Raw genomic sequence first — 23,934 nt, forward strand, 5'->3', positions numbered from 1 at the left:
ATAGACATTGGTCCGATGGCGCTATCGGAGAGTTCCGATGTCCAGGCAGGACAGTGCCCTGGGTGTCCCGCATTGGTAGGCTTGCCGGCACCGAGTCGAGACAAGAGCGAAAAGCCGATGAAGTTGCTGTTGCGTTGCCTGCTGCTGGGGGCGTGGGTCGTCTCGCCGAGCCTGTGGGCCTGGTCCAACCATACGGTGGGCAGCTACCTGGCATTGCGCGAGCTGGCGGCCATCCGCGAGGCGCCGGAAGTCGAGGTGGAGTCGCTGGAGGCGTTCCTCGCCGCCGAGCGCGGCGGACTGGCCGCCCTGCTGGACGAGCAGGAAGCCTACGCCCGAGCGCATATCGGCAACTACCCGGCGCGTCCGGACGCCCTGCGCTTCGCTGCCGAGGGCGAGGCCGGCGACTTGCGTCAGGCGTTCCTCGCGGCGCTGCGGGTCAACCCGGAGATCCGCCTGGCGCTGGCGCTCCAGCCGCTTCCCGGGCAGGACCAGCCGCAGCGCCCGCACCTCAAGCCACAGGAGGTGCTGGTGTTCCAGAACCTCTCGCCGTGGACCGCTTGGCGTTTCATCCGCCTGGAGCCCGGCGAGCGAGTCGCGCCCCTGGCAGTGCTGGCCACCGCCGCCGACGAACCGGACTACGGCCACGACATCAACCTGTTCAGCGACAACCCCGGCGAAGCCGGCCAGCGCTACGGCTTCGGCACCCAGCCATTCGGCGACCCGCGCTTCGAGTTCAGCTCCCAGGCGCCGTTCCACATGGGCTTCTATCACGAGGCGGCGGTGATCTACAGCGGCGCGCCGTTCCTCGCCCGGGCCTGGCCGGAATGGCGTGCCTACCAGTACTTCGGCCTGTCCCGCTTCGCCTTCGCCAACGGTCATCCCTACTGGGGCTACCGGTTCCTTGGCTGGGGCATGCACTACATCCAGGACATCACCCAGCCCTACCACTCCACGCCGCTGCCCGGTGCCAGCCTGGCGGCGATGCTACAGATGGAGGGCAAGGCATTGCTCGGCTACCCGGAGGAAAAACAGGCGGCCATCGAGCGTGTCGCGAACCGCCATACCGCGGTGGAGAAATACCAGTTCGACTGGCTGCGCCAACTGCTCCGCGACGGCCGCCCGCAGCCGATGCTCGACGCCTACGCCGACACCCGCCGCGACGGTGCCTATCCGGCCTATTCGCCGACCTACTTGCGCGAGGTGGTGGCCGCCGAGTCGAACGCCCACGCCGCGGCCTTCGACGCCGCCATCGGCGAATGGCTGGCCGCCCGCCCGGCCTCCGCCGCGCAGGACTTCAGCGAGAGCAACCAGCCACGCCCCGAGGCCCACGACAATGCGGGGCTGAACGCGCAACTGATCGAACTGATCGGGCATTTCGGCGCGCATAGCCGGAACATCGCCAGGGCGGCGTTGGAGACGGAGGAGGGTGGGGCGAAGGAGTGAGGGGGCGGCGGATAAGCGGCGGATAACCGCGAGCGGTTATTCGCCCTACGGAGCGGGGGCACTGTCCGGCGTTTCCGGGGTGTGTAGGGCGAATAACGCCATGGGCGTTATCCGCCGATGTCGCGGATGAGTGGCGGATAACCGCGAGCGGTTATTCGCCCTACGGAGCTGGGGCGCAGTCCGGCTTTTTCGGGGTGTGTAGGGCGAATAACGCCATGGGCGTTATCCGCCGATGTCGCGGATAAGCGGCGGATAACCGCGAGCGGTTATTCGCCCTACGGAGCGGGGACGCTGTCCGGCGTTTCCGGGGTGTGCAGGGCGAATAACGCCATGGGCGTTATCCGCCGATGTCGCGGATAAGCGGCGGATAACCGCGAGCGGTTATTCGCCCTACGGAGCGGGGGCGCTGTCCGGCGTTTCCGGGGTGTGCAGGGCGGCGAACCCGCCCCGCCAGGCGGGGCGATGCCGAGACTCAGTCGCGCAACAGCTCCGCAGGCACCTCGCTGCGCAACATCAACTGGCACTGCTGGCTCTCCGGGTCGAACAGGATCACCGCCTCGCCCCGCCGCAAGGCATGCCGGGCGCGTTCTACACGCACGTCCAGCGGGGTCTCGTCGCCATTGTCGGTGCCTTCGCGGGTGACGAAGTCTTCCAGCAGGTTGTTCAGGGTGTCGGCTTCGAGCAGGTCGTGGGGGATCAGCATTGGCGGTACTCCGGGATGGCGGCGAATGCTAGCGCGACGCATCGCGCACTGTCATGCCTGTCGCGAAGGCTGGCCGAGTAGGCGTTCGAGGGTGGCATAGAGTTCCGCCCGGTCCACCGGCTTGCCGAGGTAGGCGTCCATGCCAGCCTCGATTCCGGCCCGGCGGTGTTCGTCGAGGATGTGCGCGGTCAGGGCGACGATCGGTACGCGTGGCCAGCCCTGGGCACGCTCCTCCCGGCGGATCAGGCGGGTCGCCTCGAAGCCGTCCATTTCCGGCATCTCGCCATCCATCAGGATCAACTGGATGCCGTTCGGATCGCGCAGGTACTCGTCCAGCGCGAGCCGTCCGTTGCCGGCCAGGCGCACCGCGTAGCCGCGCTTGGCGAGGAAGCCGCGCACCACCAGCTGGTTCACCGGGTTGTCCTCGGCGACCAGGATGCATGGGGCGTCCAGGCGTTCGTCCGGGGCCGCCTCGCTGCTCCGCCCTGGCTGTCGGCGCCGCTCCCGGTACAGTTCCAGCAGGGCTTCGCGCAGGGCCTTCACCGCCACCGGCTGGGCCAGGGCCAGCAGGCGCAGGCCTTCGTGCGGCGGCAGGTCCTGGCAGTGCTGCGGCGGGCATAGCAGGAGGATGCGCTGGCCTTGCTCCAGTTGCGCATAGAGGGTGTCCAGCCAGATCGACGGCGGCCCCGGCCAGGGCGCCGCCAGGACCAGCAGGGGCGGTGCGCTGAAGTCCTCCAGGTAGGCGTTCAGCCGTCTCGGCTGCAGGCAGCGTTCGACCCGCAGTCCCCAACGCTCCAGCAATGCCTGCAGGCAGTCCAGGGTCAGGTTGTCCTCGCTGGCCAGCAGGGCCGGGCGGTGTTGCAGCAGTTGCGCCAGTTCGTCCGCTTCGCCGGCGTCGAGGGCGGGGCTGAGCGGCAGGTCGACGCTGAACCGGGTGCCCTTGCCCGGCTCGCTGCTCACCTCGATGCGCCCGCCCATCATCTGCACCAGCTCGCGGCTGATCGCCAGGCCCAGGCCGCTGCCGCCGTAGCGGCGGGTGGTGCTGGAGTCGGCCTGGGAGAAGGATTCGAACAGGGTCTTCTGCGCCTGGGCGGATATCCCGATGCCGCTGTCGCTGACGCTGTACAGCAGGCGCTCGCGTCCGCCCTCGTCGAAGCGCCGCTGCACGCGCACGGCGACATGGCCTTCGGCGGTGAACTTGAGGGCATTGCTGAGCAGGTTCATCAGTACCTGGCGTAACCGCGTCGGGTCGCCGTTGAGGCGGCGCGGCACGCCCCTGTCCAGGCCGAGATGCAGGCGCAGGCGTTTTTCCACGGCCTGGGCGCTGAACAGCGCCAGGGTGTCGGAGAGCAGCTCCTCAAGGTCGAAGTCGATGCGCTCCAGGTGCAGCTTGCCGGACTCGATGCGAGCGTAGTCGAGGATATCGTTGATCACCGACATCAGCGCGCTGCCGGAGCTGGCGATGGTCTCCACGTAGGCCGCCTGGCCGCGGTCCAGCGGGGTGTCGCGGAGCAGTTGCAGCATGCCCAGCACGCCGTTCAGCGGGGTGCGAATCTCATGGCTCATCTTCGCCAGGAAGCGGCTCTTCGCCTCGTTCTCCACCCGCGCCTGCTCGGCCGCCTGGCGCGAGCGGAAGCCTTCCTCCTTGAGCGCATTGATGCGGTCGGCGAGGCCGATGGACAGGGTCACCAGTTCCACGGTCATGCCGATCTTGACCACGCTGCTGCCGAACAGGCCGAACAGTTCGAAGCCCAGCGAGGCGGCGGTGGTGACCAGGAACGACAGCAGCAGCGCGCCCCAGGCCAGGATGTAGTAGAGGCCGTAGCGCAGGCCCTGGCGCCAGACGTGGACGCCGGCCAGCAGCAGGCTGAGGGAGACCAGCATCACCGTCAGGCTGGCGAGGACGTTCCAGGCGCGCAGCCCCACCAGCGGCTCGCTGGCCAACAGGACCACGCAGGCCAGCAGCAGGCCGCGGAGGAAGCGGTCGAGGCGCGGGAAGTCGCGGCGGGTGTAGAGGTAGCCGCGGCTGAACTGGATCGACACCAGGCAGCTCAGGTACATCAGCAGGTAGATGCCGGCCGACTCCAGCGCCACGTGTCCGGGCAGCAGCTTGAACAGCAGGCCGTCGAAGCTGGCGGAAAACAGGCCGAGGCTGAGGTTGTACAGCAGGTACCAGGCATAGGTGGCCTCGCGTAGCGAGACGAAGAGGAACAGGTTGTAGCAGAACAACCCGAACAGCACCCCGTAGAAGGCCCCGTTGAAGCCCATCAGGGTTTCCTGGCTGGCCGCGCTGGCCGCGTAGGTGCTGAAGTACAGCGGCACGTAGACGGTGCTGGTGCTCTGCACGCGCAGCAGCAGGGTGCTCTCGCCGGGCGGCAGTCGCAGCGGGAACCAGAAGTTGCGCACTTGCACCGGGCGCTGGGAGAAGGCGAACAGGTCGCCGCTCTCCTGCTGTTCGATGCGCCCATCGGCGGTCAGCAGGTAGACCTTGAGGTCGTCCAGCAGCGGGTAGTTGATCTCCAGGAAACCGGCCAGGTCGGTGCCGTTGCGGTTGTCCAGGCGCACCCTGAACCACCAGGCTGCGGCGTTCTTACCGAAGTTCGCGTGGTCGCCGCGCAGGGCGGCGAAGGCCTGCGCCGGCAAGGCGAGGATGTCGCCCAGGCGCGCCTTGCCGCCGGCGTCGCGGTAGTACTCGGCGTACTCGCCCAGGGACAGGCGCAGGTCCTCTCCGTCCAGCGGTGCGGGCGGCTGCGCCCGGGCCGGCAGCGCGCAGCAGAGCAACAGCAGGACCAGGCAGAGTCGAGACATGCAACTACTCCATGGACACGAGTCGGCACGCATGATGCTACGGAGGAAACGAGACAGGCGAGGGAACCTGCCATCAGCCTAGCAGTTGGCTGGAGAGGAGGGCGGCCTCCCCGGGGGCGGGGAGGCCGGCGCGGGTTCAGTCCTTGTCGCTGTTGTTGCTGCTGTCGAGCACTTCGTCCACCGGCGGGACGTGGGTGCAGCTTTCCATGTGCACCGGATGCTCGAGCTGCTTGTTGAAGCGTTCCAGCGAGGTTTCCCGGGGCTTGGCGTCGCTGGCGAAGACCGGCGGGCTGAGGATGTAGGCGGTGAGCAGCCGGCTCAGCGCGGCGAGGCTGTCGATGTGCGTGCGCTCGTAGCCGTGGGTGGCGTCGCAGCCGAACGCCAGCAGCGCGGCGCGGGTGTCGTGGCCGGCGGCGATCGCCGACTGCGCGTCGCTGTGGTAGTAGCGGAACAGGTCGCGGCGCAGGGCGATGTCGTGGCGCTCGCCGAGCCGCAGCAGGTGCCGCGACAGATGGAAGTCGTAGGGCCCGCCGGAGTCCTGCATGGCCACGCTGACGCTGTGCTCGTTGGAATTCTGGCCTTCGGCCACCGGGGCGATGTCGATGCCGACGAACTCGCTGACGTCCCAGGGCAGGGCGCCGGCGGCGCCGGAGCCGACTTCCTCGGTGATGGTGAACAGCGGGTGGCAGTCGATCGGCGGCTCCTGGCCGCTTTCCTTGACCGCCTTCAGCGCCGCCAGCAGCGCCGCGACCCCGGCCTTGTCGTCCAGGTGGCGGGCGCTGATATGGCCGCTCTCGGTGAACTCCGGCAGCGGATCGAAGGCCACGTAGTCACCCACCGAGATGCCCAGGCTCTCGCTGTCGGCGCGACTGGCGGTATAGGCGTCGAGACGCAGCTCGATGTTGTCCCAACTGATCTTCAGGTTGTCCACCTCGGTATTGAAGGCGTGGCCCGAAGCCAGCAGCGGCAGCACGCTGCCACGGAACACGCCCTGTTCGGTGAACACCGTGACCCGGCTACCCTCGGCGAAGCGGCTCGACCAGCAGCCTACCGGGGCCAGGCCGAGGCGGCCGTTGGGCTTGATCTCGCGGACCAGCGCGCCGATCGTGTCGAGGTGCGCGGAAACCGCCCGGTCGGGGGTATTCAGGCGGCCCTGGAGGGTCGCCCGGATGGTTCCCCGGCGAGTCATCTCGAAGGGCACGCCAAGTTCGTCGAGCTGCTCGGCGACATAGCGCACGATGGTATCGGTGAAGCCGGTGGGGCTGGGGATGGCGAGCATCTCCAGCAGCACCCGTTGCAGGTAGTTGAGGTCCGGTTGTGGCAGAGGGGTCATGAAGGCACCTCGCGGCTGAGGGGGAAGAGAAGATCGACGAAGCGTTCGGCGGTCGGCTGCGGCTCGTGGTTGGCCAGGCCGGCGCGCTCGTTGGCTTCGATGATCACGTAGTCGGGCTGGTCGGCGGCCTCGACCAGGAAGTCCAGGCCCACCACCGGTATTTCCAGGGCCCGCGCGGCCTGGATCGCGGCCTCGCGGAGGGCCGGATGGAGGGCGTCGGTGACGTCCTCGAGGATGCCGCCGGTGTGCAGGTTGGCGGTGCGCCGCACGGCCAGGTGTTCGCCGCTGGGCAACACGTCGTCGTAGCCATAGCCGGCGGCCTGCAGGGTGCGCTCGGTCTCGTGGTCGAGCGGGATGCGGCTTTCCCCGCCGGTGGCGGCCTGGCGCCGGCGGCTCTGCGCCTCGATCAGCTCGCGGATGCTGTGCCGGCCGTCGCCGATCACCGCGGCGGGACGACGGATGGCGGCGGCCACCACCTCGTAGCCAATCACCAGCACGCGCAGGTCGTGGCCGGCGTGGTAGCTCTCCAGCAGCACGCGCGAATCGAAATGGCGGGCGGCCTCGATGGCCTCCTCGACCTCTTCCGCGGTGCGCAGGTCCACCGCCACGCCCTGGCCCTGCTCGCCGTCCACCGGCTTGACCACCAGCGAACCGTGCTCGGCGAGGAACGCGGCGTTTTCCTCCGCGCTGCCGGCCAGGCGCTGCTGTGGCTGGCGCAGGCCGGCGTGCTGCAGGGCGCGGTGGGTGAGGACCTTGTCCTGGCAGAGGGTCATGCTTACCGCCGTGGTCAGGTCGGAGAGCGATTCACGGCAGCGGATCTGCCGGCCGCCCTGGGTCAGGGTGAACAGGCCGCCCTCGGCGTCGTCGACGCGCACCTCGATGCCGCGCCGGTGGGCTTCGTCGACGATGATCCGGGCGTAGGGGTTGAGGTCTTCCTCCGGGCCGGGGCCGAGGAACAGCGACTGGTTGATGCCGTTCTTGCGCTTGATGGTGAAGGTCGCCAGTTCGCGGAAGCCGAGCTTGCGGTAGAGCGCCTTGGCCTGCTGGTTGTTGTGCAGCACCGAGAGGTCGAGGTAAGCCAGTTCGCGGCTCATGAAGTGCTCGACCAGGTGCCGTACCAGCGCCTCGCCGACGCCCGGCCGGCTGCATTGCGGGTCCACCGCCAGGCACCAGAGGCTGGAGCCGCCCTCCGGATCCTGGAACGCCTTGGCGTGGTTGAGGCCCATCACCGTGCCTACCGCGACGCCAGTGTCGGCGTCCTCGGCCAGCCAGTAGATCGGCCCGCCCTGGTGTCGCGGGCTGAGGCGCTCGGTCTGCACCGGAAGCATGCCGCGCGCCAGGTACAGGCGGTTGATCGCCGCCCAGTCCTCCTCGGTATGCACCCGGCGGATGCGGAAACCGCGTGGCGGACGGCGCGCCGGGCGGTAGTCGGTGAACCACAGGCGCAGGGTATCCGAGGGATCGAGGAAGAGCTGCTGCGGGGCGTGGGCCAGGACCTGCTGCGGCGCCGCCACGTAGAGCGCGATGTCGCGTTCGCCGGGGGCTTCCTGCAACAGGTCGCGGGCCAGTTCCTCGGCGTCCGGGTAGGTCTGCCCGATCAGCAGGCGGCCCCAGCCGCAGTGGATGCTCAGCGGTTTCTCGGTGGGCTCGCTGTGATCTTCGGCGAGACGCGCCTGGAGGCGTTCGTAGGTGGGCGCCTGGATACGTTGCAGGCGCTGGTTGTGCGGGTGAGGCAGATGCAAGTGGCCTTTCATGATCGCTCCTGGTTCGGGCCCCTGCGTTGGGGGCCCATTTTCAAAGTCCCTGTTCGCTGAGCCAGAGGTTGAGGGCGGCCAGCTGCCACAGCTTGGAGCCGCGCAGCGGTGTGAGGTCGCCGTCCGGATCGCTCAGCAGGCGATCGAATATCGCCGGCTGGAACAGGCCGCGGTCCTGGCTCGGGTCCAGCAGCAGTTCGCGTACCCATTCGCGGGTGCGGCCCTGCAAGTGCTTGAGGCCGGGCACCGGGAAGTAGCCCTTGGGCCGGTCGATGACTTCGCTGGGAATCACCTTGCGCGCGGCACCCTTGAGCACCTGCTTGCCGCCGTCGCCGAGCTTGAAGCGGGCGGGAATGCGCGCCGACAGCTCGGCCAGGCGGTAGTCGAGGAACGGCACGCGGGCTTCCAGGCCCCAGGCCATGGTCATGTTGTCGACCCGCTTGACCGGGTCGTCGACCAGCATGATCGTGCTATCCAGGCGCAGCGCCTTGTCCACCGCGGCCTCGGCGCCGGGGCTGGCGAAGTGGTCGCGGACGAAGCGCCCGGCGACGTCCTCGACGCGGAAGCGCTCGCCGACGGTGGCCAGGTATTCCTCGTGGTCGCGGTCGAAGAACGCCGCGCGGTACGCGGCGAAGGCGTCGTCGGCGCCATCCACCTTCGGATACCAGTGGTAGCCGGCGAACAGCTCGTCGGCGCCCTGGCCGCTCTGCACCACCTTGCAGTGCTTCGAGACTTCCCGCGCGAGCAGGTAGAAGGCGATGCAGTCGTGGCTGACCATCGGCTCGCTCATGGCGCGGAAGGCCGCCGGCAACTGCTCGATCACTTCGTGCTCGCCGATGCGCAGGCGATGGTGGCGGGTGTGATAGCGCTCGGCGATCAGGTCGGAATACTGGAACTCGTCGCCGCGCTCGCCGCCGGCATCCTCGAAGCCGATGGAGAAGGTCAGCAGGTTGTCCACCCCGGCTTCGTGCAGCAGGCCCACCAGCAGGCTCGAATCGACCCCGCCGGAGAGCAGCACGCCGACCTCGCGGGCGGCGCGCTGGCGGATCGCCACCGCTTCGCGGAGGCCGTCGAGGACGCGCTCCTGCCAGTCGTCGAGCGTCAGCTCGCGCTCGTCCGGGCGTGGGCCGTAGTCCAGCGTCCACCAGGTGCGCTGCTCGCAGCTGCCGTCGAGGTCGACGCTCATCCAGGTCGCCGGCGGCAGCTTCTTCACGCCCTCCAGCAAGGTGTGCGGGGCGGGAACCACGGCGTGGAAGTTGAGGTAGAAATTCAGCGCCTGCGGATCGAGGTCGCTGGCGATGTCGCCGCCCTTGAGCAGGGCCGGCAGGCTCGAGGCGAAGCGTAGGCGCGAGCGGTCGAGGCTGTAGTAGAGCGGCTTGATGCCGAGTCGGTCACGGGCCAGGAACAGCCGCTGGCGATCGCGCTCCCAGACGGCGAAGGCGAACATCCCATTGAGCCGGGGCAATAAATCGGCGCCCCAGGCATGGTACCCCTTCAAGAGAACTTCGGTGTCGCCGCCGGAGAAGAACCGATAGCCAAGGCTTTCCAGTTCGCCACGCAGTTCGGGGTAGTTGTAGATGGCGCCATTGAACACCATGGCCAGGCCGAGATCGGGATCGATCATCGGTTGGCCGGAAGCTTCCGCCAGGTCCATGATCTTCAGCCGTCGATGTCCGAGGGCGATCGGACCCTGGGCGTGGAAGCCCCAGGCGTCGGGGCCGCGAGGGGCCAGGTGGTGGGTGATGCGTTCGACCGCTGCGAGGTCGGCTGCCTGGTTGTCGAAACGAAACTCTCCTGATATGCCGCACATATTCCTTACCGGTTCTCCGTTGGGGAAGTGGGTTGCGTACCCCTTCCGGGTACATGACTTACCTAACAGAGGACCGTTACAGTTGGAAGGAGTTCTATACGAATTTTCCGGGCCTATCAGGACCCTTAACGAAGAATTTATTATGGTTGAAAGTAATAAGACCGCTGCCGATACCTATTCGCTCGCTATTTTCCGCGCCATCCGCTGTCTCCAGCAGGCCGCCGAAATCCACTCCAAGCGTCTCAGCCGATACGGTGGCCTGACCCCGCTGCAATTGCTGATCCTGCATGTCCTGGCGGTGGAGGGAGAACTGACCGCGACGCAACTGGCCAAGCTGGTCAGCCTGTCCCAGGCATCGCTCTCCGGCGTGCTCGACCGCCTCGAAGGACGCGGCCTGCTCTATCGTCGGCGCGACGAACAGGACCGGCGCAAGTCCTGGCTGCACCTCGACCCGGCCGGCCACGAAGCCCTGGCGGAGGCGCCGCCGCTATTGCCGGAGTACGTGATCGAGCGCTTCGCCGCGTTGCCCGAGTGGGAGCGCCACGGCCTGCTGGCCGCGCTGCTGCGCGCGGCCGACCTGTTCGGCTTGCCGGAAGAGGACGTCGAAGAAGAGTGAGGGCGCCAGGTTCGCTACGAAAGACAGTCGCGTCGGCGGTCTTTACCTGGCGAACCTGCCGATGCCTGGTGGACAAGCGCGTTGTACGCCATGGCGTGACCTCCGCGTAGGGCGGATAACGCCGCTTCCCCGGTGCCCCGGCCGCCGAGGAAAGCTACCCGCCGTAGAGCTTCTGCGCCGCCAGGGAGAAGCTCACCGCCACCAGCATCAGCGCGAACAGGCGTTGCAGGGTCGGGCCGCCGAGGCGCTGCGCCAGCAGGTTGCCGCCGAGCACGCCGACCGCGCCGCCGGCGGCGAGGCCGCCGAGCAGCGGCAGCGGCGGGTGGGCGCCGGTCAGGTAGATCAGGAAGCCGCCGCCGGAGACCAGCGCGATCACCGCCATCGAGGTGGCGGTGGCGGCCATCATCGACAGCGGGGTGAACCAGAGTAGCCCCGGCACCACCAGGAAGCCGCCGCCCACGCCCATCAATCCCGACAGCAAGCCGACCGCCAGGCCGATGCCGAGCAGCGGCAGGCTCCGTGCCTGGTCGCTGGCCTCGCGTTTCATCCCGGCGCCGCGCCACATGCGCCAGGCCGACCAGAGCACCAGCAGGCAGAAGGCGACGATCAGCACGCCTTCCGGGACGAAGCGGCCGAGCCATTGGCCGACGGCGTTGCTCGGCAGGCCGGCCAGCGCCAGGACCAGCACCGGCCGCCAGGCCACCTGGCCCTGGCGCGCGCGCGGAATGGCGCCAATCAGCGCCGACAGGGCGACCGCGCCGAGGCTCACGCCGATGGCGTCGCGCAGCGGCAGGTGCAGGCTGAGCAGCAGGGGCAGGGCGACCAGCGAGCCGCCGGCGCCGGTGAGGCCGAGCAGCAGGCCGAGAACGGCGCCGATGCCCAGGGATTCGAAGAGCAGTACATCCATCGTCGATCAACTATTTCCGCGGGTGAGCCAGCCGGTGGTCCGGTATGGCCTGCGCGTGCGGCAGGCCCGAAGGGTAGCGCAAATCGGTGCGCCCGGGGCTTCAGCCGCGCTGCCCGCGCACCAGGTCGCGCAGCAGGAAGCGGTTCGGGTGGCAGGCCTCGGCCACCGCGCGCGGCAGCGGCAGCGGCTCGCCGCAGATCCACGCCGCCAGCAGTTCGCCGGACAGCGGCGCGCTGATCAGCCCGCGCGAGCCGTGGCCGCTGTTCAGGTACAGGCCTGGCAGCCAGGGGCAGGCACGCTCCGGCACCTGGCGGGCGTCGCGGGCGAGCACCGCGTAGGCCTCGTCGAAGGCCGCGCGCTCGGCCAGCGGGCCTACCAGGGGCAGGTAGTCGGGGCTGGTGCAGCGGAATGCCGCGCGGCCTTCCAGGCGCTCCAGCGGCAGGTCGTCGGCGCCCAGGCGCTGCAACAGGTCGGGGGATATTTCCCGCAGCAGTTCGAGGTTGCCCTGGTGTTCGGCGAGGGTCGGCGCCAGGTCTTCGCTCTTGAAGTCGAAGCTGGCGCCGAGGGTGTGTTCGTCGCCACGCGGCGGTGCGACGTAGCCCTCGGCGCAGACCACGGTGCGCAGCGCCCGGCTTTGCGGGGTGGCCGGCAGGCGGGTGACCTGCCCGCGAATGCGCTTCAGCGGCAGCTCGGCGGCGGGCGGGAAGTCGCGGATGTCGGCGGCGGTGGCGAGGATCGCGAGTGGCGCGCGGGCCAGGCATTCGTCGCCGGCGTAGGCGCACCAGTCGTCGCCCTCGCGGCGCAAGCGTACTGCCCGGCCGCTCAGCAGGGTGATCCCGGGGGTGGCGGCCAGGGCCTGGCACAGCGCGGGCGGATGGACCCAGCCGGCTTCGGGATAGAACAGGCCGCCGGCGGGCAGGGCGACGCCGGCGAGGCGCTCGGCCTGCTCGCGCTCCAGGCCGTGCAGCAGGTCGGCGGGGAAGGCTGCGGCCAGTTGCGCCTGGCGTTGCGCTTCCTTGGCGTCGAAGGCCAGTTGCAGTACGCCGCAGGCGTCCCAGTCGTGGCCGCGCCGCAGGCGTTCGAGCAGCCGGCGGGTATGGCCGAAGCCGCTGAGCACCAGGCGCGATAGCGGCGTGCCGTGGGCCGAGAGTTTCAGGTAGAGCACGCCCTGGGGGTTGCCCGAGGCTTCCCGGGCGAGGCCGGGATGGCGTTCGATCAGGGTCACCTGCCAGCCGCGCGCGGCGAGGCTGGCGGCGCTGGCGCAGCCGGCCAGGCCGCCGCCGACCACCAGTGCCGCGCGGCGCCCGGCGTGGGGCGCGGGGCGTGCGTACCAGGGCTTGCCGGCGTTCGCCGGCGGCCCCTGGTAGGTGCCGCTGAGCATCTCGCGCTTCTGTCCGTAGCCCGGTACCCGTTGCATGGCGAAACCGGCCTCGACCAGCCCGCGGCGGACGAAACCGGCGCTGGTGAAGGTGCCCAGGGTCGCCTGCGGCGCCGACAGTCGCGCCAGTTCGGCGAACAGTACGGGCGACCACATGTCCGGGTTCTTCGCCGGGGCGAAGCCATCGAGGAACCAGGCGTCGACCCGCGCGTCGAGCTGCGGCAGGCACTCCAGGGCATCGCCCAGCAGCAGGGTCAGGCCGACCCTTCCGCCCGCGAACGCCAGGCGCTGGAAGCCCGGGTGCACGGCAAGGTACTGGCCCAGCAGGGCCTCGCTCCAGGGCGCCAGTTCCGGCCATAGCGCCAGGGCGCGGCGCAGGTCGGCGGCGGCGAGGGGGAATTTCTCCACGCTGACGAACTCCAGGCGCGCGCCGGCCGGCGCGACCCGCTCGAACAGCTGCCAGGCGCAGAGGAAGTTCAGTCCGGTGCCGAAGCCGGTCTCGCCGATACACAGCACCTCGCCGTCGCCCAGCGCGGCGAAGCGCTCGGCCAGGCGGTTGGTGGCGAGGAACACATGGCGCGTCTCGTTGAGCCCGGAATGCCGGGAAAAATATACGTCGCCGAAGGCGCGGGATAGCGGCTGGCCGTTTTCGTCCCAGTCGAGCTGGGCATGCTGGAAGTCGGACATGGCAGAACCTGAAAAAGCGGATGGCGCATTTTACGGGGCTTTGCCGGCCAGCGGCGAGGCGCTGCGCGAACATGCCGCGGCGCCGCGCAGACAGCCGCACGCCGATCCGCTACCTTGAAGGACTCAGGTTAAGGGAGACCTCCATGTTCGAATCCGCGGAAGTTGGCCACAGCATCGACAAGGACACCTACGAGAAGGCCGTCATCGAGTTGCGCGAAGCGCTGCTCGAGGCGCAGTTCGAGCTCAAGCAGCAGGCGCGCTTCCCGGTGATCATCCTGATCAACGGCATCGAGGGCGCCGGCAAGGGGGAGACGGTCAAGCTCCTCAACGAGTGGATGGACCCGCGCCTGATCGAAGTGCAGAGCTTCCTCCGTCCCTCCGACGAGGAACTGGAGCGGCCGCCGCAGTGGCGCTTCTGGCGGCGCCTGCCGCCCAAGGGGCGGACCGGTATCTTCTTCGGCAACTGGTACAGCCAGATGCTCTACGCGCGGGTCGAGGGGCATATCAAGGAGGCCAAGCTGGATCAGGCCATCGATGCCGCCGAACGCTTCGAGCGCATGCTCTGCGACGAAGGCGCGCTGCTCTTCAAGTTCTGGTTCCACCTCTCCAAGAAACAGCTCAAGGAACGCCTCAAGGCGCTGGAAAAGGACCCGCAGCACAGCTGGAAGCTCAGTCCGCTGGACTGGAAGCAGAGCGAGGTCTACGACCGCTTCGTGCATTACGGCGAGCGCGTGCTGCGCCGCACCAGCCGGGACTACGCGCCCTGGTACGTGGTGGAAGGCGTGGACGAGCGCTACCGCGCCCTGACCGTCGGTCGCATCCTCCTCGAAGGGTTGCAGGCCGCGCTGGCCACCAAGGAGCGCGCCAAGCGCCAGCCGCACGCCGCGCCGCTGGTGTCGAGCCTGGACAACCGCGGCCTGCTGGACTCCCTGGACCTGGGCCAGTACCTGGACAAGGACGCCTACAAGGAGCAGCTCGCCGCCGAGCAGGCCCGCCTGGCCGGGCTGATCCGCGACAAGCGCTTCCGCCAGCATTCGCTGGTCGCGGTGTTCGAGGGCAACGACGCGGCCGGCAAGGGCGGCGCCATCCGCCGTGTCACCGACGCGCTGGACCCGCGCCAGTACCATATCGTGCCGATCGCCGCGCCGACCGAAGAGGAGCGTGCGCAGCCCTATCTCTGGCGCTTCTGGCGGCACATTCCGGCGCGTCGCCAGTTCACCATCTTCGACCGTTCCTGGTACGGCCGCGTGCTGGTGGAGCGCATCGAGGGCTTCTGCGCACCGGCCGACTGGCTACGCGCCTATGGCGAGATCAATGACTTCGAGGAGCAGCTCAGCGAGTACGGGATCATCGTGGTGAAGTTCTGGCTGGCGATCGACAAGCAGACCCAGATGGAGCGCTTCAAGGAACGCGAGAAAACCCCCTACAAGCGCTACAAGATCACCGAGGAAGACTGGCGCAACCGCGACAAGTGGGACCAGTACGTGGACGCGGTGGGCGATATGGTCGACCGTACCAGCACCGAGATCGCGCCCTGGACCCTGGTCGAAGCCAACGACAAGCGCTTCGCCCGGGTCAAGGTGCTGCGCACCATCAACGACGCCATCGAAGCGGCGTACAAGAAGGACAAGTGAGGCCCGCCGGAATGCGGCGCCGTCCTCTCCAGGGGATGGCGACGCATACGCCGGATGAATGATCGGTGCCTCGCGCGATTGCCTCGCCTTATCCTCGCTCGATCCGGCCGCTGCCCCGGCGGCCGACCGACAATAACAGCGAGGGTACCCCCATGCGTGAAGTGGTGATCGTCGACAGCGTCCGGACCGGCCTGGCCAAGTCCTTCCGCGGCAAGTTCAACCTGACCCGGCCGGACGACATGGCCGCCCACTGCGTCGACGCGCTGCTGGCGCGCAACGACCTCGACCCGCTGCTGGTGGATGACTGCATCGTTGGCGCCGGCTCCAACGAAGGCGCCCAGGGCCACAACATCGGGCGCAACGTGGCGGTGCTCTCCGGCCTCGGCATCCAGGTGCCGGGGATGACCCTCAACCGCTACTGTTCCTCCGGCCTGCAGGCGATCGCCATCGCCGCCAACCAGATCGCTTCCGGTTGCAGCGAGGTGATCGTCGCCGGCGGCGTCGAGTCGATCACCCTGACCCTGAAGAGCGTCAACACCGACCACCTGGTGAACCCGCTGCTGCAAAGGGAGGTGCCGGGCATCTACTACCCCATGGGGCAGACCGCCGAGATCGTCGCCCGTCGCTACGGCATCACCCGCGAGGCCCAGGACGCCTACGCCCTGCAGAGCCAGCAGCGGATGGCGCGAGCCCAGGCGGACGGGCTGTTCGCCGACGAGATCGTGCCGATGACCACCCGCTACGCGGTGGAGGACAAGGCCAGCGGCGAGAAGCAGGTGCTCGACGGAGTGGTCGACCGCGACGACTGCAACCGCCCGGACACCACCCTCGAAGGCCTGGCCTCGCTGAAGCCGGCGTTCGCCGAGGACGGTTCGGTCACCGCCGGCAACGCCTCGCAACTCTCCGACGGCGCCTCGATGACCCTGCTGATGAGCCTGGAGAAAGCGCTGGCGCTGGGCCTGGAGCCGAAGGCCTTCTTCCGTGGCTTCACCGTGGCCGGCTGCGAGCCGGACGAAATGGGCATCGGTCCGGTGTTCTCGGTGCCGAAGCTGCTCAAGGCGAAGGGGCTGAAGATCGCCGACGTCGATCTCTGGGAACTCAACGAAGCCTTCGCCTCGCAGTGCCTGTACTGCCGCGACCGGCTGGAGATCGACAACGAGAAGTACAACGTCAATGGCGGCTCCATCGCCATCGGCCACCCGTTCGGCATGACCGGCTCGCGCCAGGTCGGTCATCTGGTCCGCGAACTGCGCCGGCGCAACCTGCGCTACGGCGTGGTGACCATGTGCGTCGGCGGCGGCATGGGCGCCAGCGGGCTGTTCGAAGCCGTACGCTGAGCCCGTGCGCGACGGCGGGCCCCGCAGGTCGGGGCTCGCCTCATGGGTTTTATTTACATGACGCTCCGTGCCATCCCCGGCGACTCGCGCTAGGCTAGGCGCCTTTTTCCTTGCATAGGGATGTAGCGATGTCCACCGAGCCCAACTCGCCGTTCGTCGACGACCCGCTGAGCGCCGTCGATGCACGGATTCTCGGCAGCCTCGTCGAGAAGCAGGCGACCACCCCGGAAACCTATCCGCTGACCCTCAATGCCCTGGTCCTCGCCTGCAACCAGAAGACCAGCCGCGATCCGGTGATGAACCTCACGCCCGGCCAGGTCGGCCAGAGCCTGCGCCAGCTCGAGGGGCGCGGCCTGGTCAGGCTGGTGATGGGCAGCCGCGCCGACCGCTGGGAGCACACCCTGGGCAAGGGCCTGGAATTGGTGGCGCCACAGGTGGCGCTGCTCGGCCTGCTGTTCCTGCGTGGTCCGCAGACCCTCAACGAACTGCTCACCCGCAGCAACCGCCTGCACGATTTCGACGACGTCGAGCAGATCCGCCACCACCTGGAACGCCTCGCCGGCCGTGGCCTGGCCGTGCACCTGGAGCGTCGCGCCGGGCAGCGCGAGGAGCGCTACATGCACCTGCTCGGCAGCCAGGCCGACCTCGAGGCCGCCGTGGAGGCGATGGGCAGCGACCCGGAACGCGCCGCGCCGGCCGCTCTGTCGGCCGATGCGGAAGCGCGGATCGCCGAGCTGGAGACGCGCCTGGCGGCGCTGGAGGAGCGCCTGGCCAGGCTCGAAGGAGGGGCGTGATATCGCGGGAGGGCGCAATCGGTGACATGCAGGTTCCGGCGGATAACCGCGAGCGGTTGTTCGCCCTACGGCCCGCAGTGACTTTGTGGGCGGCGCTGCCTGTCGGGTAGGGCGGATAACGCCAGCGGCGTTATCCGCCGATGCGCCGCCCCGCAAGGCGAACGCCAACCCAAAAAAGCCCGGCTATTGCCGGGCTTTTTCATGCGCGCGCGTCGGTGGCCGATCAGGCCTCCGGCTGTACCGGCACGTGGATCAGTTGCAGGCGCTCGCTGCTCCAGGCACGGGTGCTGTTGGTCAGCTCGATGTCGTTGTTCAGCTTGCGCCCGTAAGACGGCACGATTTCCTTCAGGCGTGCCTGCCACTCGGGAGTAGCGACCTTGTCCTTGAAGGCCTTCTCCAGCACCGACAGCATGATCGGCGCGGCGGTCGAGGCGCCCGGCGAGGCGCCGAGCAGGGCGGCGACGGAGCCGTCGGCGGCGGTCACCACTTCGGTGCCGAATTGCAGTACGCCGCCTTTCTCGGCGTCCTTCTTGATGATCTGCACGCGCTGGCCGGCCTGCACCAGCTTCCAGTCCTCGTCGCGGGCTTCCGGGAAGTACTCGCGCAGCGAGGCCATGCGGTCGTCCTGGCTGAGCATCAACTGGCCGATCAGGTACTGGCTGAGATCGAAGTTGTCGATGCCGGCGTTGAACATCGGGCCGATGTTGCCGCTGGTCACCGAGCCCGGCAGGTCCCACAGCGAGCCGTTCTTCAGGAACTTGGTGGAGAAGGTGGCGAACGGACCGAACAGCAGAACCGGCTTGCCGTCGATCATGCGGGTGTCGAGGTGCGGCACCGACATCGGCGGCGAACCCACCGAAGCCTTGCCGTAGACCTTGGCCAGGTGGCGCTTGACCACGTCCGGGTTGGTGGTGGCGAGGAACGAACCGCCCACCGGGAAGCCGGCGTAGCCTTCGGCCTCGGGGATGCCGGACATCTGCAGCAGCTTCAGCGCGCCGCCGCCGGCGCCGATGAAGACGAACCTGGCCTTGACGCTGGTTTCCTTGTCGCCATTGGCCAGGTCGGCCATGGTCACGGTCCAGGTGTTGTCGTCGTTGCGCTTGAGGTCGCGGACCTCATGTTGCAGGCGCAGCTTGAAGGTGTCCTTGGCCGACAGCGAGCCCACCAGTTGGCGAGTGATCTCGCCGAAGTTGACGTCGGTGCCGATCGACATGCGCGTGGCGGCGATCTTCTGCCCCGGCTCGCGGCCTTCCATCACCAGCGGCACCCACTGCTTGATCTGCTCGGGGTCTTCCGAGTACTCCATGCCGCGGAACAGCGAGCTGTGCTGCAGGGCGGCGTGGCGCTTCTTGAGGAAGGCGACGTTGTCGTCGCCCCAGACGAAGCTCATGTGCGGGACGTTGTTGATGAACGACTTCGGATCGTTCAGCACCTTGCGGTCGACCTGGTAGGCCCAGAACTGCTTGGAGATCTCGAAGTTCTCGTTGATCGCCACCGCCTTGCTGATATCCATCGAGCCGTCCGCGGCCTCGCTGGTGTAGTTCAGTTCGCAGAACGCCGAGTGACCGGTGCCCGCGTTGTTCCAGCCGTTGGAGCTTTCTTCGGCGACCTTGTCCAGGCGCTCGACCATCTCGATGGTCCAGCCTGGTTCCAGTTCGTTCAGATAGGTACCCAGGGTGGCGCTCATGATGCCGCCACCGATCAGGAGCACGTCGACCGGTTTTTCCGATTCGACGCTGTTTTTGGAGCAACCCAGCACGCTGACGCACAAAAGCATCAATAAGATTTTTTTCATGGATTTACCGCTAGAAAACGTGGAGAAGCGTGGATACGCACGACATGGCAGGTATTCACCGGGTGAATGATACTGGAACTCACCCCCGATGTGAGTGCGTTCACATGCGGTGACATTTGCCTCGGCGTTCCGCCGAGAATACCTGCCTTCCCTTTCTTGAACGTTTCAGCCACCGGGAAATAAATTCAGCGCCTGTATCGTTTCAGCGGGAACCCGGCGCGTGGATTTCCGCCGATTGGCGCATCCTGCGGATATACGCGTCGATTTCCCGCTCCGCGTCGAAACGGGTGAAATAGGGACCTTCCAGGGTCCCTTCGCGGGTGGAGAAGAAGTACTGCCCATTCACCGAACTTATGCGATCACTGCGAAAGCGGGTGGCCGGGGTGGGATCGGTGGAACGTTTCCCCAACATGACGGCGACTCCTGGATAGCGGGCCAAGGTGTTTTCAGTGTAGGCGGGGGTTGGCCGGGCGGCAGGCCGGCGGACGAAAGGAGACGGATTTCCAGGCGAAGGGTTGGGTATTCTATTTTTGGTTATAAGAAAATCTGAATTTATTCTTTTTAACGTCAGCCGGCCTTGGGCATAGTGGGCTCCAACACGAACAAGGAGTGACCCCATGAGCCTCAGACTCGGCGACATCGCCCCCGATTTCGAACAGGACTCCAGCGAAGGGCGCATCCGCCTCCACGAGTGGCTGGGCGACAGCTGGGGCGTGCTGTTCTCCCACCCGGCCGACTTCACCCCGGTGTGCACCACCGAGCTGGGTTTCACCGCCAAGCTCAAGGACCAGTTCGCCCAGCGCGGGGTCAAGGTCCTGGCGCTGTCGGTGGATCCGGTGGAGTCGCACCTGAAGTGGATCGACGATATCAACGAGACCCAGGACACCCGGGTCAATTTCCCGATCATCGCCGACGCCGACCGCAAGGTTTCCGAACTCTACGACCTGATCCACCCGAACGCCAACGACACGCTGACCGTGCGTTCGCTGTTCATCATCGACCCGAACAAGAAGGTGCGCCTGATCATCACCTACCCGGCGAGCACCGGGCGCAATTTCAACGAGATCCTCCGGGTGATCGATTCGCTGCAACTGACCGACGAGCACAAGGTCGCCACGCCGGCCAACTGGGAGGACGGCGACGAGGTGGTAATCGTGCCTTCGCTGAAGGACGAGGAAGAGATCAAGCGGCGTTTCCCCAAAGGCTACCGCGCGGTGAAGCCCTACCTGCGCCTGACGCCCCAGCCCAACCGCTGAGGCCGGATTCGTCCCGCCTGCATGGGCAGGCACGGCAGGCGGGACCTTTTATTCGACGGTGCGTGCCGTCATGCAACGCTGTTTAGCCACGAGCAGGGTTTTTGGCCGGTTTCGACCGGCCCTCTTTTTTATGTGCGCGAGCGCGTCGCCGCGACGCTTTTTATCCGCCATCCATTTCCGAAACCGGCTCTGACTTGCCCGCCAGACGGGGAGAAGGCTCGCTCATCCACCTCCTTCCAGGAGCAGACGCATGATCGCCGCTCTCCGTCGCTGCCGGGCCTGGCTGGCCCTGCTCGCCGTTCTTGCCGTGTTTCCCGCGGCAGAGGCCGCCGCCGCCCCCGCTGAAATCCGTCTCGACTATGCCTACTACGCCCCCACCAGCCTGGCGCTCAGGAAGTTCGGCTGGCTGGAGAAAAGCCTGGACGGCAGCGGCACCCGGGTGCGCTGGGTGTTCAGCCAGGGCAGCAACCGTTCCCTGGAGTACCTTAACGCCGGCAGCGTCGATTTCGCCTCGACCGCCGGCCTCGCCGCGGTACTCGCGCGGGCCAACGGCAGCCCGGTACGTACCGTATACGTCGCCAGCCGCCCGGAGTGGACCGCGCTGCTGGTGCGCAAGGATTCGCCGATCCGCAGCCTCGCCGAGCTCAAGGGGCGCAAGGTGGCTGCCACCAAGGGCACCGATCCCTACCTGTTCCTGCTCCGCAGCCTGCACAGCGTAGGCCTGGACAAGAACGACCTGCGTATCGTCCACCTGCAGCATCCCGACGGCCGGGTAGCCCTGGAGAAGGGCCAGGTCGACGCCTGGGCCGGGCTCGATCCGCACATGGCGGCCAGCGAGTTGCAGGCCGGCTCGCGGCTGCTCTACCGCAACCTCGGCTTCAACAGCTACGGCGTGCTCAATGTCCGCGAGGATTTCGCCGAACGCCATCCGCAACTGATCCGCCAGGTGCTGGCGGCCTACGAGCAGGCGCGCCACTGGGTGATCGGGCATCCCGACGAGGCCGCGCAACTGCTTGCCGAGGAAGCCGGCCTGCCGCTGGAAGTGGCTCGCCTGCAACTGTCGCGCACCGATTTCAGCCAGCCGCTGCCGGGCGCCGAACAGGTCGCCGCGCTCAAGGCCGCGGCGCCGATCCTGGCGGACGAGCGCCTGGTGCGGCCGGGCGTGGACGTGCAGAAGGTGGTCGACGAACTGATCGCGCCTCAGTGGGCCGCCGAGGTCATCGGCGGTGTCCCGTTGGCGCGCACGGAGCCCTGAGCCATGGTCAGCCAGAGCCTGCGACTGGCCCGGCGAGTCTCGCGCCGGGCGTGGCGACTGCGCGTGCCGGGCGCCTGGCGGGCCTGGGCCTTGCCGCTGCTGGCACTATCGTCGTGGGAGGCGCTGGTGCGCCTGGGCTGGCTGCCGGCCTACCAGATGCCGGCGCCGAGCGGCATCCTGCTGACCCTGGTGGAACTGGCTCGCGGCGAGCTGTGGGGGCATGTCGGCGCGAGCCTGGCGCGGGTCGCCGCCGGCTTCGCGATCGGCAGCGGCCTGGCCCTGGTGGTCGGTACCTGGGTCGGTCTCAGTCGTCGCGCCGAAGCCTACCTGGAGCCGAGCTTCCAGGCCCTGCGGGTGATCCCCAGCCTGGCCTGGGTGCCCCTGCTGCTGCTCTGGTTCGGCATCGACGAGACGCCGAAGATCGTCCTCATCGCCCTCGGCGCCTTCTTCCCGGTCTACCTCGCGCTGGTCGCCGGGGTACGCGGGGTCGATCGCAAGTGGGTGGAACTGGGGCGGCTCTACCGTTTGTCGCGCTTCGCCCTGGTCCGCCGCATCCTCCTTCCGGCGGCGCTGCCGAACCTGTTCACCGGCCTGCGCGGGGCGCTCAGCCTGAGCTGGATGTTCCTCGTCGCGGCGGAGCTGATCGCCGCCACCCAGGGCCTCGGCTACCTGCTCAGTGACGGTCGGGAAACCTCGCGTCCGGACCTGGTGATCGCCGCGATCCTGGTCCTGGCGGCCCTCGGCAAGCTCAGCGATGGCCTGCTCCGCTCGCTGGAGCGCCGGGCCCTGCGCTGGCGCGACAGCTTCGACGGGGAGGGCGGCGCATGAGCGGCCTGCTCGACCTGCTGGAGATTCGCAAGGCCTATGGCGATACGCGGGTGCTGGAGGGCGTGGCGCTGTCGCTGGCGCCCGGCGAGGTGGTCAGCCTGCTCGGCCCCAGTGGTTGCGGCAAGAGCACCCTGCTGCGGATCGCCGCCGGACTGGACGATGACTTCCAGGGCACTGTCGAACGCAACCCGATCCTCGGCTTCGGCCCGGACGGCGAGAACGGCCGCAGCGGCGGAATCGGCGTGGTGTTCCAGGAGCCGCGCCTGTTGCCCTGGCTGACGGTGGCGCAGAACGTCGGTTTCGCCGACGGCTGGCTGGAGGACGAGCACTGGGTCGAGCGCCTGCTCGCCGATGTCGGACTGGCCGGCTGCGGAGGATTGCTGCCCAAGCAACTGTCCGGCGGCATGGCGCAGCGCGCGGCGATCGCCCGCGGTCTCTACGGACGGCCGCAGGTGCTGTTGCTCGACGAGCCGTTCAGCGCGGTCGACGCCTTCACCCGCATGCGCCTCCAGGACCTGCTGCAGGACGTGGTGCAGAACTACGAGATCAGCGTCCTGCTGGTCACCCACGATCTCGACGAGGCGTTCTATCTCGCCGACCGCGTGCTGCTGATGGGCGGCCGTCCCGGACACATCCGCCGCGAGTTCCACGTACCGCTGGCGCGTCCCCGCGATCGCCGGGCGGTGGAGCTGGCCTACTTGCGCGGCGAGGCCCTGACCGAAATGCAGCGGGCGCACGTGCTCTGAGGCAAGACCCCGAACCGGGTTCTTATATGCTTTATGGAATAAATAAATGAATAAAAAACATTTATTGGAATATGAGGCCGCCTGTTAAGGTCTATGCAACTTGGTTAGCAAGCCAAACGAATATTCTGTTTTCCGGTTATAAGGAATCCCCCCATGCTCGTCGTTTCCATCGCCGGAAGTCCCAGCGTACGCTCCCGCTCCGGGGTGTTGCTGGAGCGTGCCAGGGACTGGCTGAGCCGTCGCGGCGTCGAGGTGGCCAGCCACCAGGTGCTGGATTTTCCCGCCGAGGACCTGCTGCGTGCCCGCCTCGACAGTCCGCCGGTACTGGCGCTGGCCGAGCAGATCGGCCGCGCCGACGGCCTGCTGGTCGCCACCCCGGTGTACAAGGCCTCGTTTTCCGGCGCGCTGAAGGTCCTGCTCGACCTGTTGCCCGAGCGCGCCCTGGAGCACAAGGTGGTGCTGCCGTTCGCTACCGGTGGCAGCAGTGCGCACATGCTGGCCGTGGACTATGCATTGAAGCCGGTCCTGGCCGCGCTCAAGGCCCAGGAGGTACTGCATGGCGTATTCGCCGTGGACAAGCAGATCGCCTACGCCACCGAGAGCGACCCGGCGCGCCTGGAACCGGTCCTCGAGCAGCGCCTGGAAAACGCCCTGGAAACCTTCCACCTGGCCCTCTCGCGACGGCCGCAGCCGATCGACCCGCAGTTGCTCAACGAGCGCCTGGTGAACGCCCGCTGGAGCATCTGATCCGTCCGCCGCCAGCGCACGCGCGCCGCGGCCCGATTGCACAACGCACACACGACGACCTCACTGTTCCGTCAACGGCGCGGCAGGTTCGGCACCCACAACG

The 23,934-nt window shown here is 67.9% G+C and carries 20 protein-coding genes; 11 read left to right on the plus strand and 9 right to left on the minus strand.

The genetic code is table 11. The annotated features are described in order from the left end of the window. Positions 1–117 precede the first annotated feature (117 nt). Positions 118–1,443, plus strand: coding sequence for a hypothetical protein (locus LJF27_RS06260; RefSeq protein ID WP_003453529.1), 1,326 nt, complete (start codon positions 118–120; stop codon positions 1,441–1,443). A 472-nt stretch (positions 1,444–1,915) separates the two neighbouring features. Here the strand turns inward: LJF27_RS06260 and LJF27_RS06265 are convergent, their stop codons facing one another. From LJF27_RS06265 to LJF27_RS06285, 5 genes are all read right to left on the minus strand, one after another. Continuing rightward, entirely contained in the window at positions 1,916–2,146 is a 231-nt protein-coding gene (locus LJF27_RS06265; protein ID WP_003091959.1) for a YheU family protein, read from the minus strand. A 51-nt stretch (positions 2,147–2,197) separates the two neighbouring features. Continuing rightward, positions 2,198–4,954, minus strand: coding sequence for a hybrid sensor histidine kinase/response regulator (locus LJF27_RS06270; RefSeq protein ID WP_014602640.1), 2,757 nt, complete (start codon positions 4,952–4,954; stop codon positions 2,198–2,200). Positions 4,955–5,090: 136 nt separating this feature from the next. Continuing rightward, positions 5,091–6,287 (minus strand): osmoprotectant NAGGN system M42 family peptidase, encoded by a 1,197-nt coding sequence (locus tag LJF27_RS06275; protein ID WP_003091951.1) that lies wholly within the window; start codon positions 6,285–6,287, stop codon positions 5,091–5,093. After that, on the minus strand, positions 6,284–8,041 hold the full coding sequence (gene ngg / locus LJF27_RS06280) for an N-acetylglutaminylglutamine synthetase (protein ID WP_017002165.1): 1,758 nt from the start codon (positions 8,039–8,041) through the stop codon (positions 6,284–6,286). The genes LJF27_RS06275 and ngg overlap by 4 nt, the downstream gene beginning before the upstream one ends. A gap of 40 nt (positions 8,042–8,081) precedes the next feature. Continuing rightward, positions 8,082–9,851: an N-acetylglutaminylglutamine amidotransferase gene (locus LJF27_RS06285; RefSeq protein WP_003106635.1), complete on the minus strand. Its 1,770-nt coding sequence runs from the start codon at positions 9,849–9,851 to the stop codon at positions 8,082–8,084. Positions 9,852–9,993: 142 nt separating this feature from the next. On the opposite strand from LJF27_RS06285, the gene LJF27_RS06290 reads away from it, so the two are divergent. Further along, positions 9,994–10,467 (plus strand): MarR family winged helix-turn-helix transcriptional regulator, encoded by a 474-nt coding sequence (locus LJF27_RS06290; protein ID WP_023117059.1) that lies wholly within the window; start codon positions 9,994–9,996, stop codon positions 10,465–10,467. A 154-nt stretch (positions 10,468–10,621) separates the two neighbouring features. Here LJF27_RS06290 and LJF27_RS06295 read toward each other — a convergent pair whose 3' ends face one another. Both LJF27_RS06295 and mnmC read right to left on the minus strand, forming a co-directional pair. After that, complete coding sequence (locus tag LJF27_RS06295; RefSeq protein WP_003117537.1) at positions 10,622–11,374, minus strand: sulfite exporter TauE/SafE family protein; 753 nt, start codon at positions 11,372–11,374, stop codon at positions 10,622–10,624. A 100-nt stretch (positions 11,375–11,474) separates the two neighbouring features. Then, positions 11,475–13,439: a bifunctional tRNA (5-methylaminomethyl-2-thiouridine)(34)-methyltransferase MnmD/FAD-dependent 5-carboxymethylaminomethyl-2-thiouridine(34) oxidoreductase MnmC gene (mnmC, locus tag LJF27_RS06300; protein WP_003114497.1), complete on the minus strand. Its 1,965-nt coding sequence runs from the start codon at positions 13,437–13,439 to the stop codon at positions 11,475–11,477. Between mnmC and LJF27_RS06305 the strand changes: the two genes are divergently transcribed. The 4 genes from LJF27_RS06305 to LJF27_RS06320 all read left to right on the plus strand — a co-directional run bounded on the left by LJF27_RS06305 (position 13,438) and on the right by LJF27_RS06320 (position 17,204). Then, the gene (locus LJF27_RS06305; protein ID WP_003091936.1) at positions 13,438–13,557 is read left to right on the plus strand and encodes a hypothetical protein; all 120 of its coding nucleotides are present in this window, start codon (positions 13,438–13,440) and stop codon (positions 13,555–13,557) included. The genes mnmC and LJF27_RS06305 overlap by 2 nt on opposite strands. 25 nt (positions 13,558–13,582) lie before the next feature. Beyond that, entirely contained in the window at positions 13,583–15,073 is a 1,491-nt protein-coding gene (gene pap, locus LJF27_RS06310) for a polyphosphate:AMP phosphotransferase (protein ID WP_003102298.1), read from the plus strand. Between the two features lie 152 nt (positions 15,074–15,225). Beyond that, entirely contained in the window at positions 15,226–16,410 is a 1,185-nt protein-coding gene (locus LJF27_RS06315; protein ID WP_003102299.1) for a thiolase family protein, read from the plus strand. 128 nt (positions 16,411–16,538) lie between these two features. Beyond that, the gene (locus LJF27_RS06320; protein WP_003091932.1) at positions 16,539–17,204 is read left to right on the plus strand and encodes a YceH family protein; all 666 of its coding nucleotides are present in this window, start codon (positions 16,539–16,541) and stop codon (positions 17,202–17,204) included. A 223-nt stretch (positions 17,205–17,427) separates the two neighbouring features. Here the strand turns inward: LJF27_RS06320 and LJF27_RS06325 are convergent, their stop codons facing one another. After that, positions 17,428–18,999, minus strand: coding sequence for a malate:quinone oxidoreductase (locus LJF27_RS06325; RefSeq protein WP_003102300.1), 1,572 nt, complete (start codon positions 18,997–18,999; stop codon positions 17,428–17,430). A gap of 202 nt (positions 19,000–19,201) precedes the next feature. After that, positions 19,202–19,411, minus strand: a complete 210-nt coding sequence (locus LJF27_RS06330; protein WP_003102301.1) for a DUF6316 family protein — start codon at positions 19,409–19,411, stop codon at positions 19,202–19,204. A 205-nt stretch (positions 19,412–19,616) separates the two neighbouring features. Here LJF27_RS06330 and LJF27_RS06335 point away from each other — a divergent pair, with 205 nt between their 5' ends. From LJF27_RS06335 to ssuE, 5 genes are all read left to right on the plus strand, one after another. After that, positions 19,617–20,255: a peroxiredoxin gene (locus LJF27_RS06335; RefSeq protein WP_003102302.1), complete on the plus strand. Its 639-nt coding sequence runs from the start codon at positions 19,617–19,619 to the stop codon at positions 20,253–20,255. Between the two features lie 250 nt (positions 20,256–20,505). Next, entirely contained in the window at positions 20,506–21,510 is a 1,005-nt protein-coding gene (locus LJF27_RS06340) for an aliphatic sulfonate ABC transporter substrate-binding protein (RefSeq protein WP_003119578.1), read from the plus strand. A 3-nt stretch (positions 21,511–21,513) separates the two neighbouring features. Next, on the plus strand, positions 21,514–22,338 hold the full coding sequence (locus LJF27_RS06345; protein ID WP_023117058.1) for an ABC transporter permease: 825 nt from the start codon (positions 21,514–21,516) through the stop codon (positions 22,336–22,338). Continuing rightward, positions 22,335–23,084: an ABC transporter ATP-binding protein gene (locus tag LJF27_RS06350; RefSeq protein ID WP_003091922.1), complete on the plus strand. Its 750-nt coding sequence runs from the start codon at positions 22,335–22,337 to the stop codon at positions 23,082–23,084. The genes LJF27_RS06345 and LJF27_RS06350 overlap by 4 nt, the downstream gene beginning before the upstream one ends. Before the next feature lie 153 nt (positions 23,085–23,237). Next, complete coding sequence (gene ssuE / locus LJF27_RS06355) at positions 23,238–23,831, plus strand: NADPH-dependent FMN reductase (RefSeq protein ID WP_003091915.1); 594 nt, start codon at positions 23,238–23,240, stop codon at positions 23,829–23,831. Positions 23,832–23,934: the final 103 nt, after the last annotated feature.

The organism is Pseudomonas sp. 203-8, from assembly GCF_020708595.1.
GTDB lineage: Bacteria > Pseudomonadota > Gammaproteobacteria > Pseudomonadales > Pseudomonadaceae > Pseudomonas > Pseudomonas aeruginosa.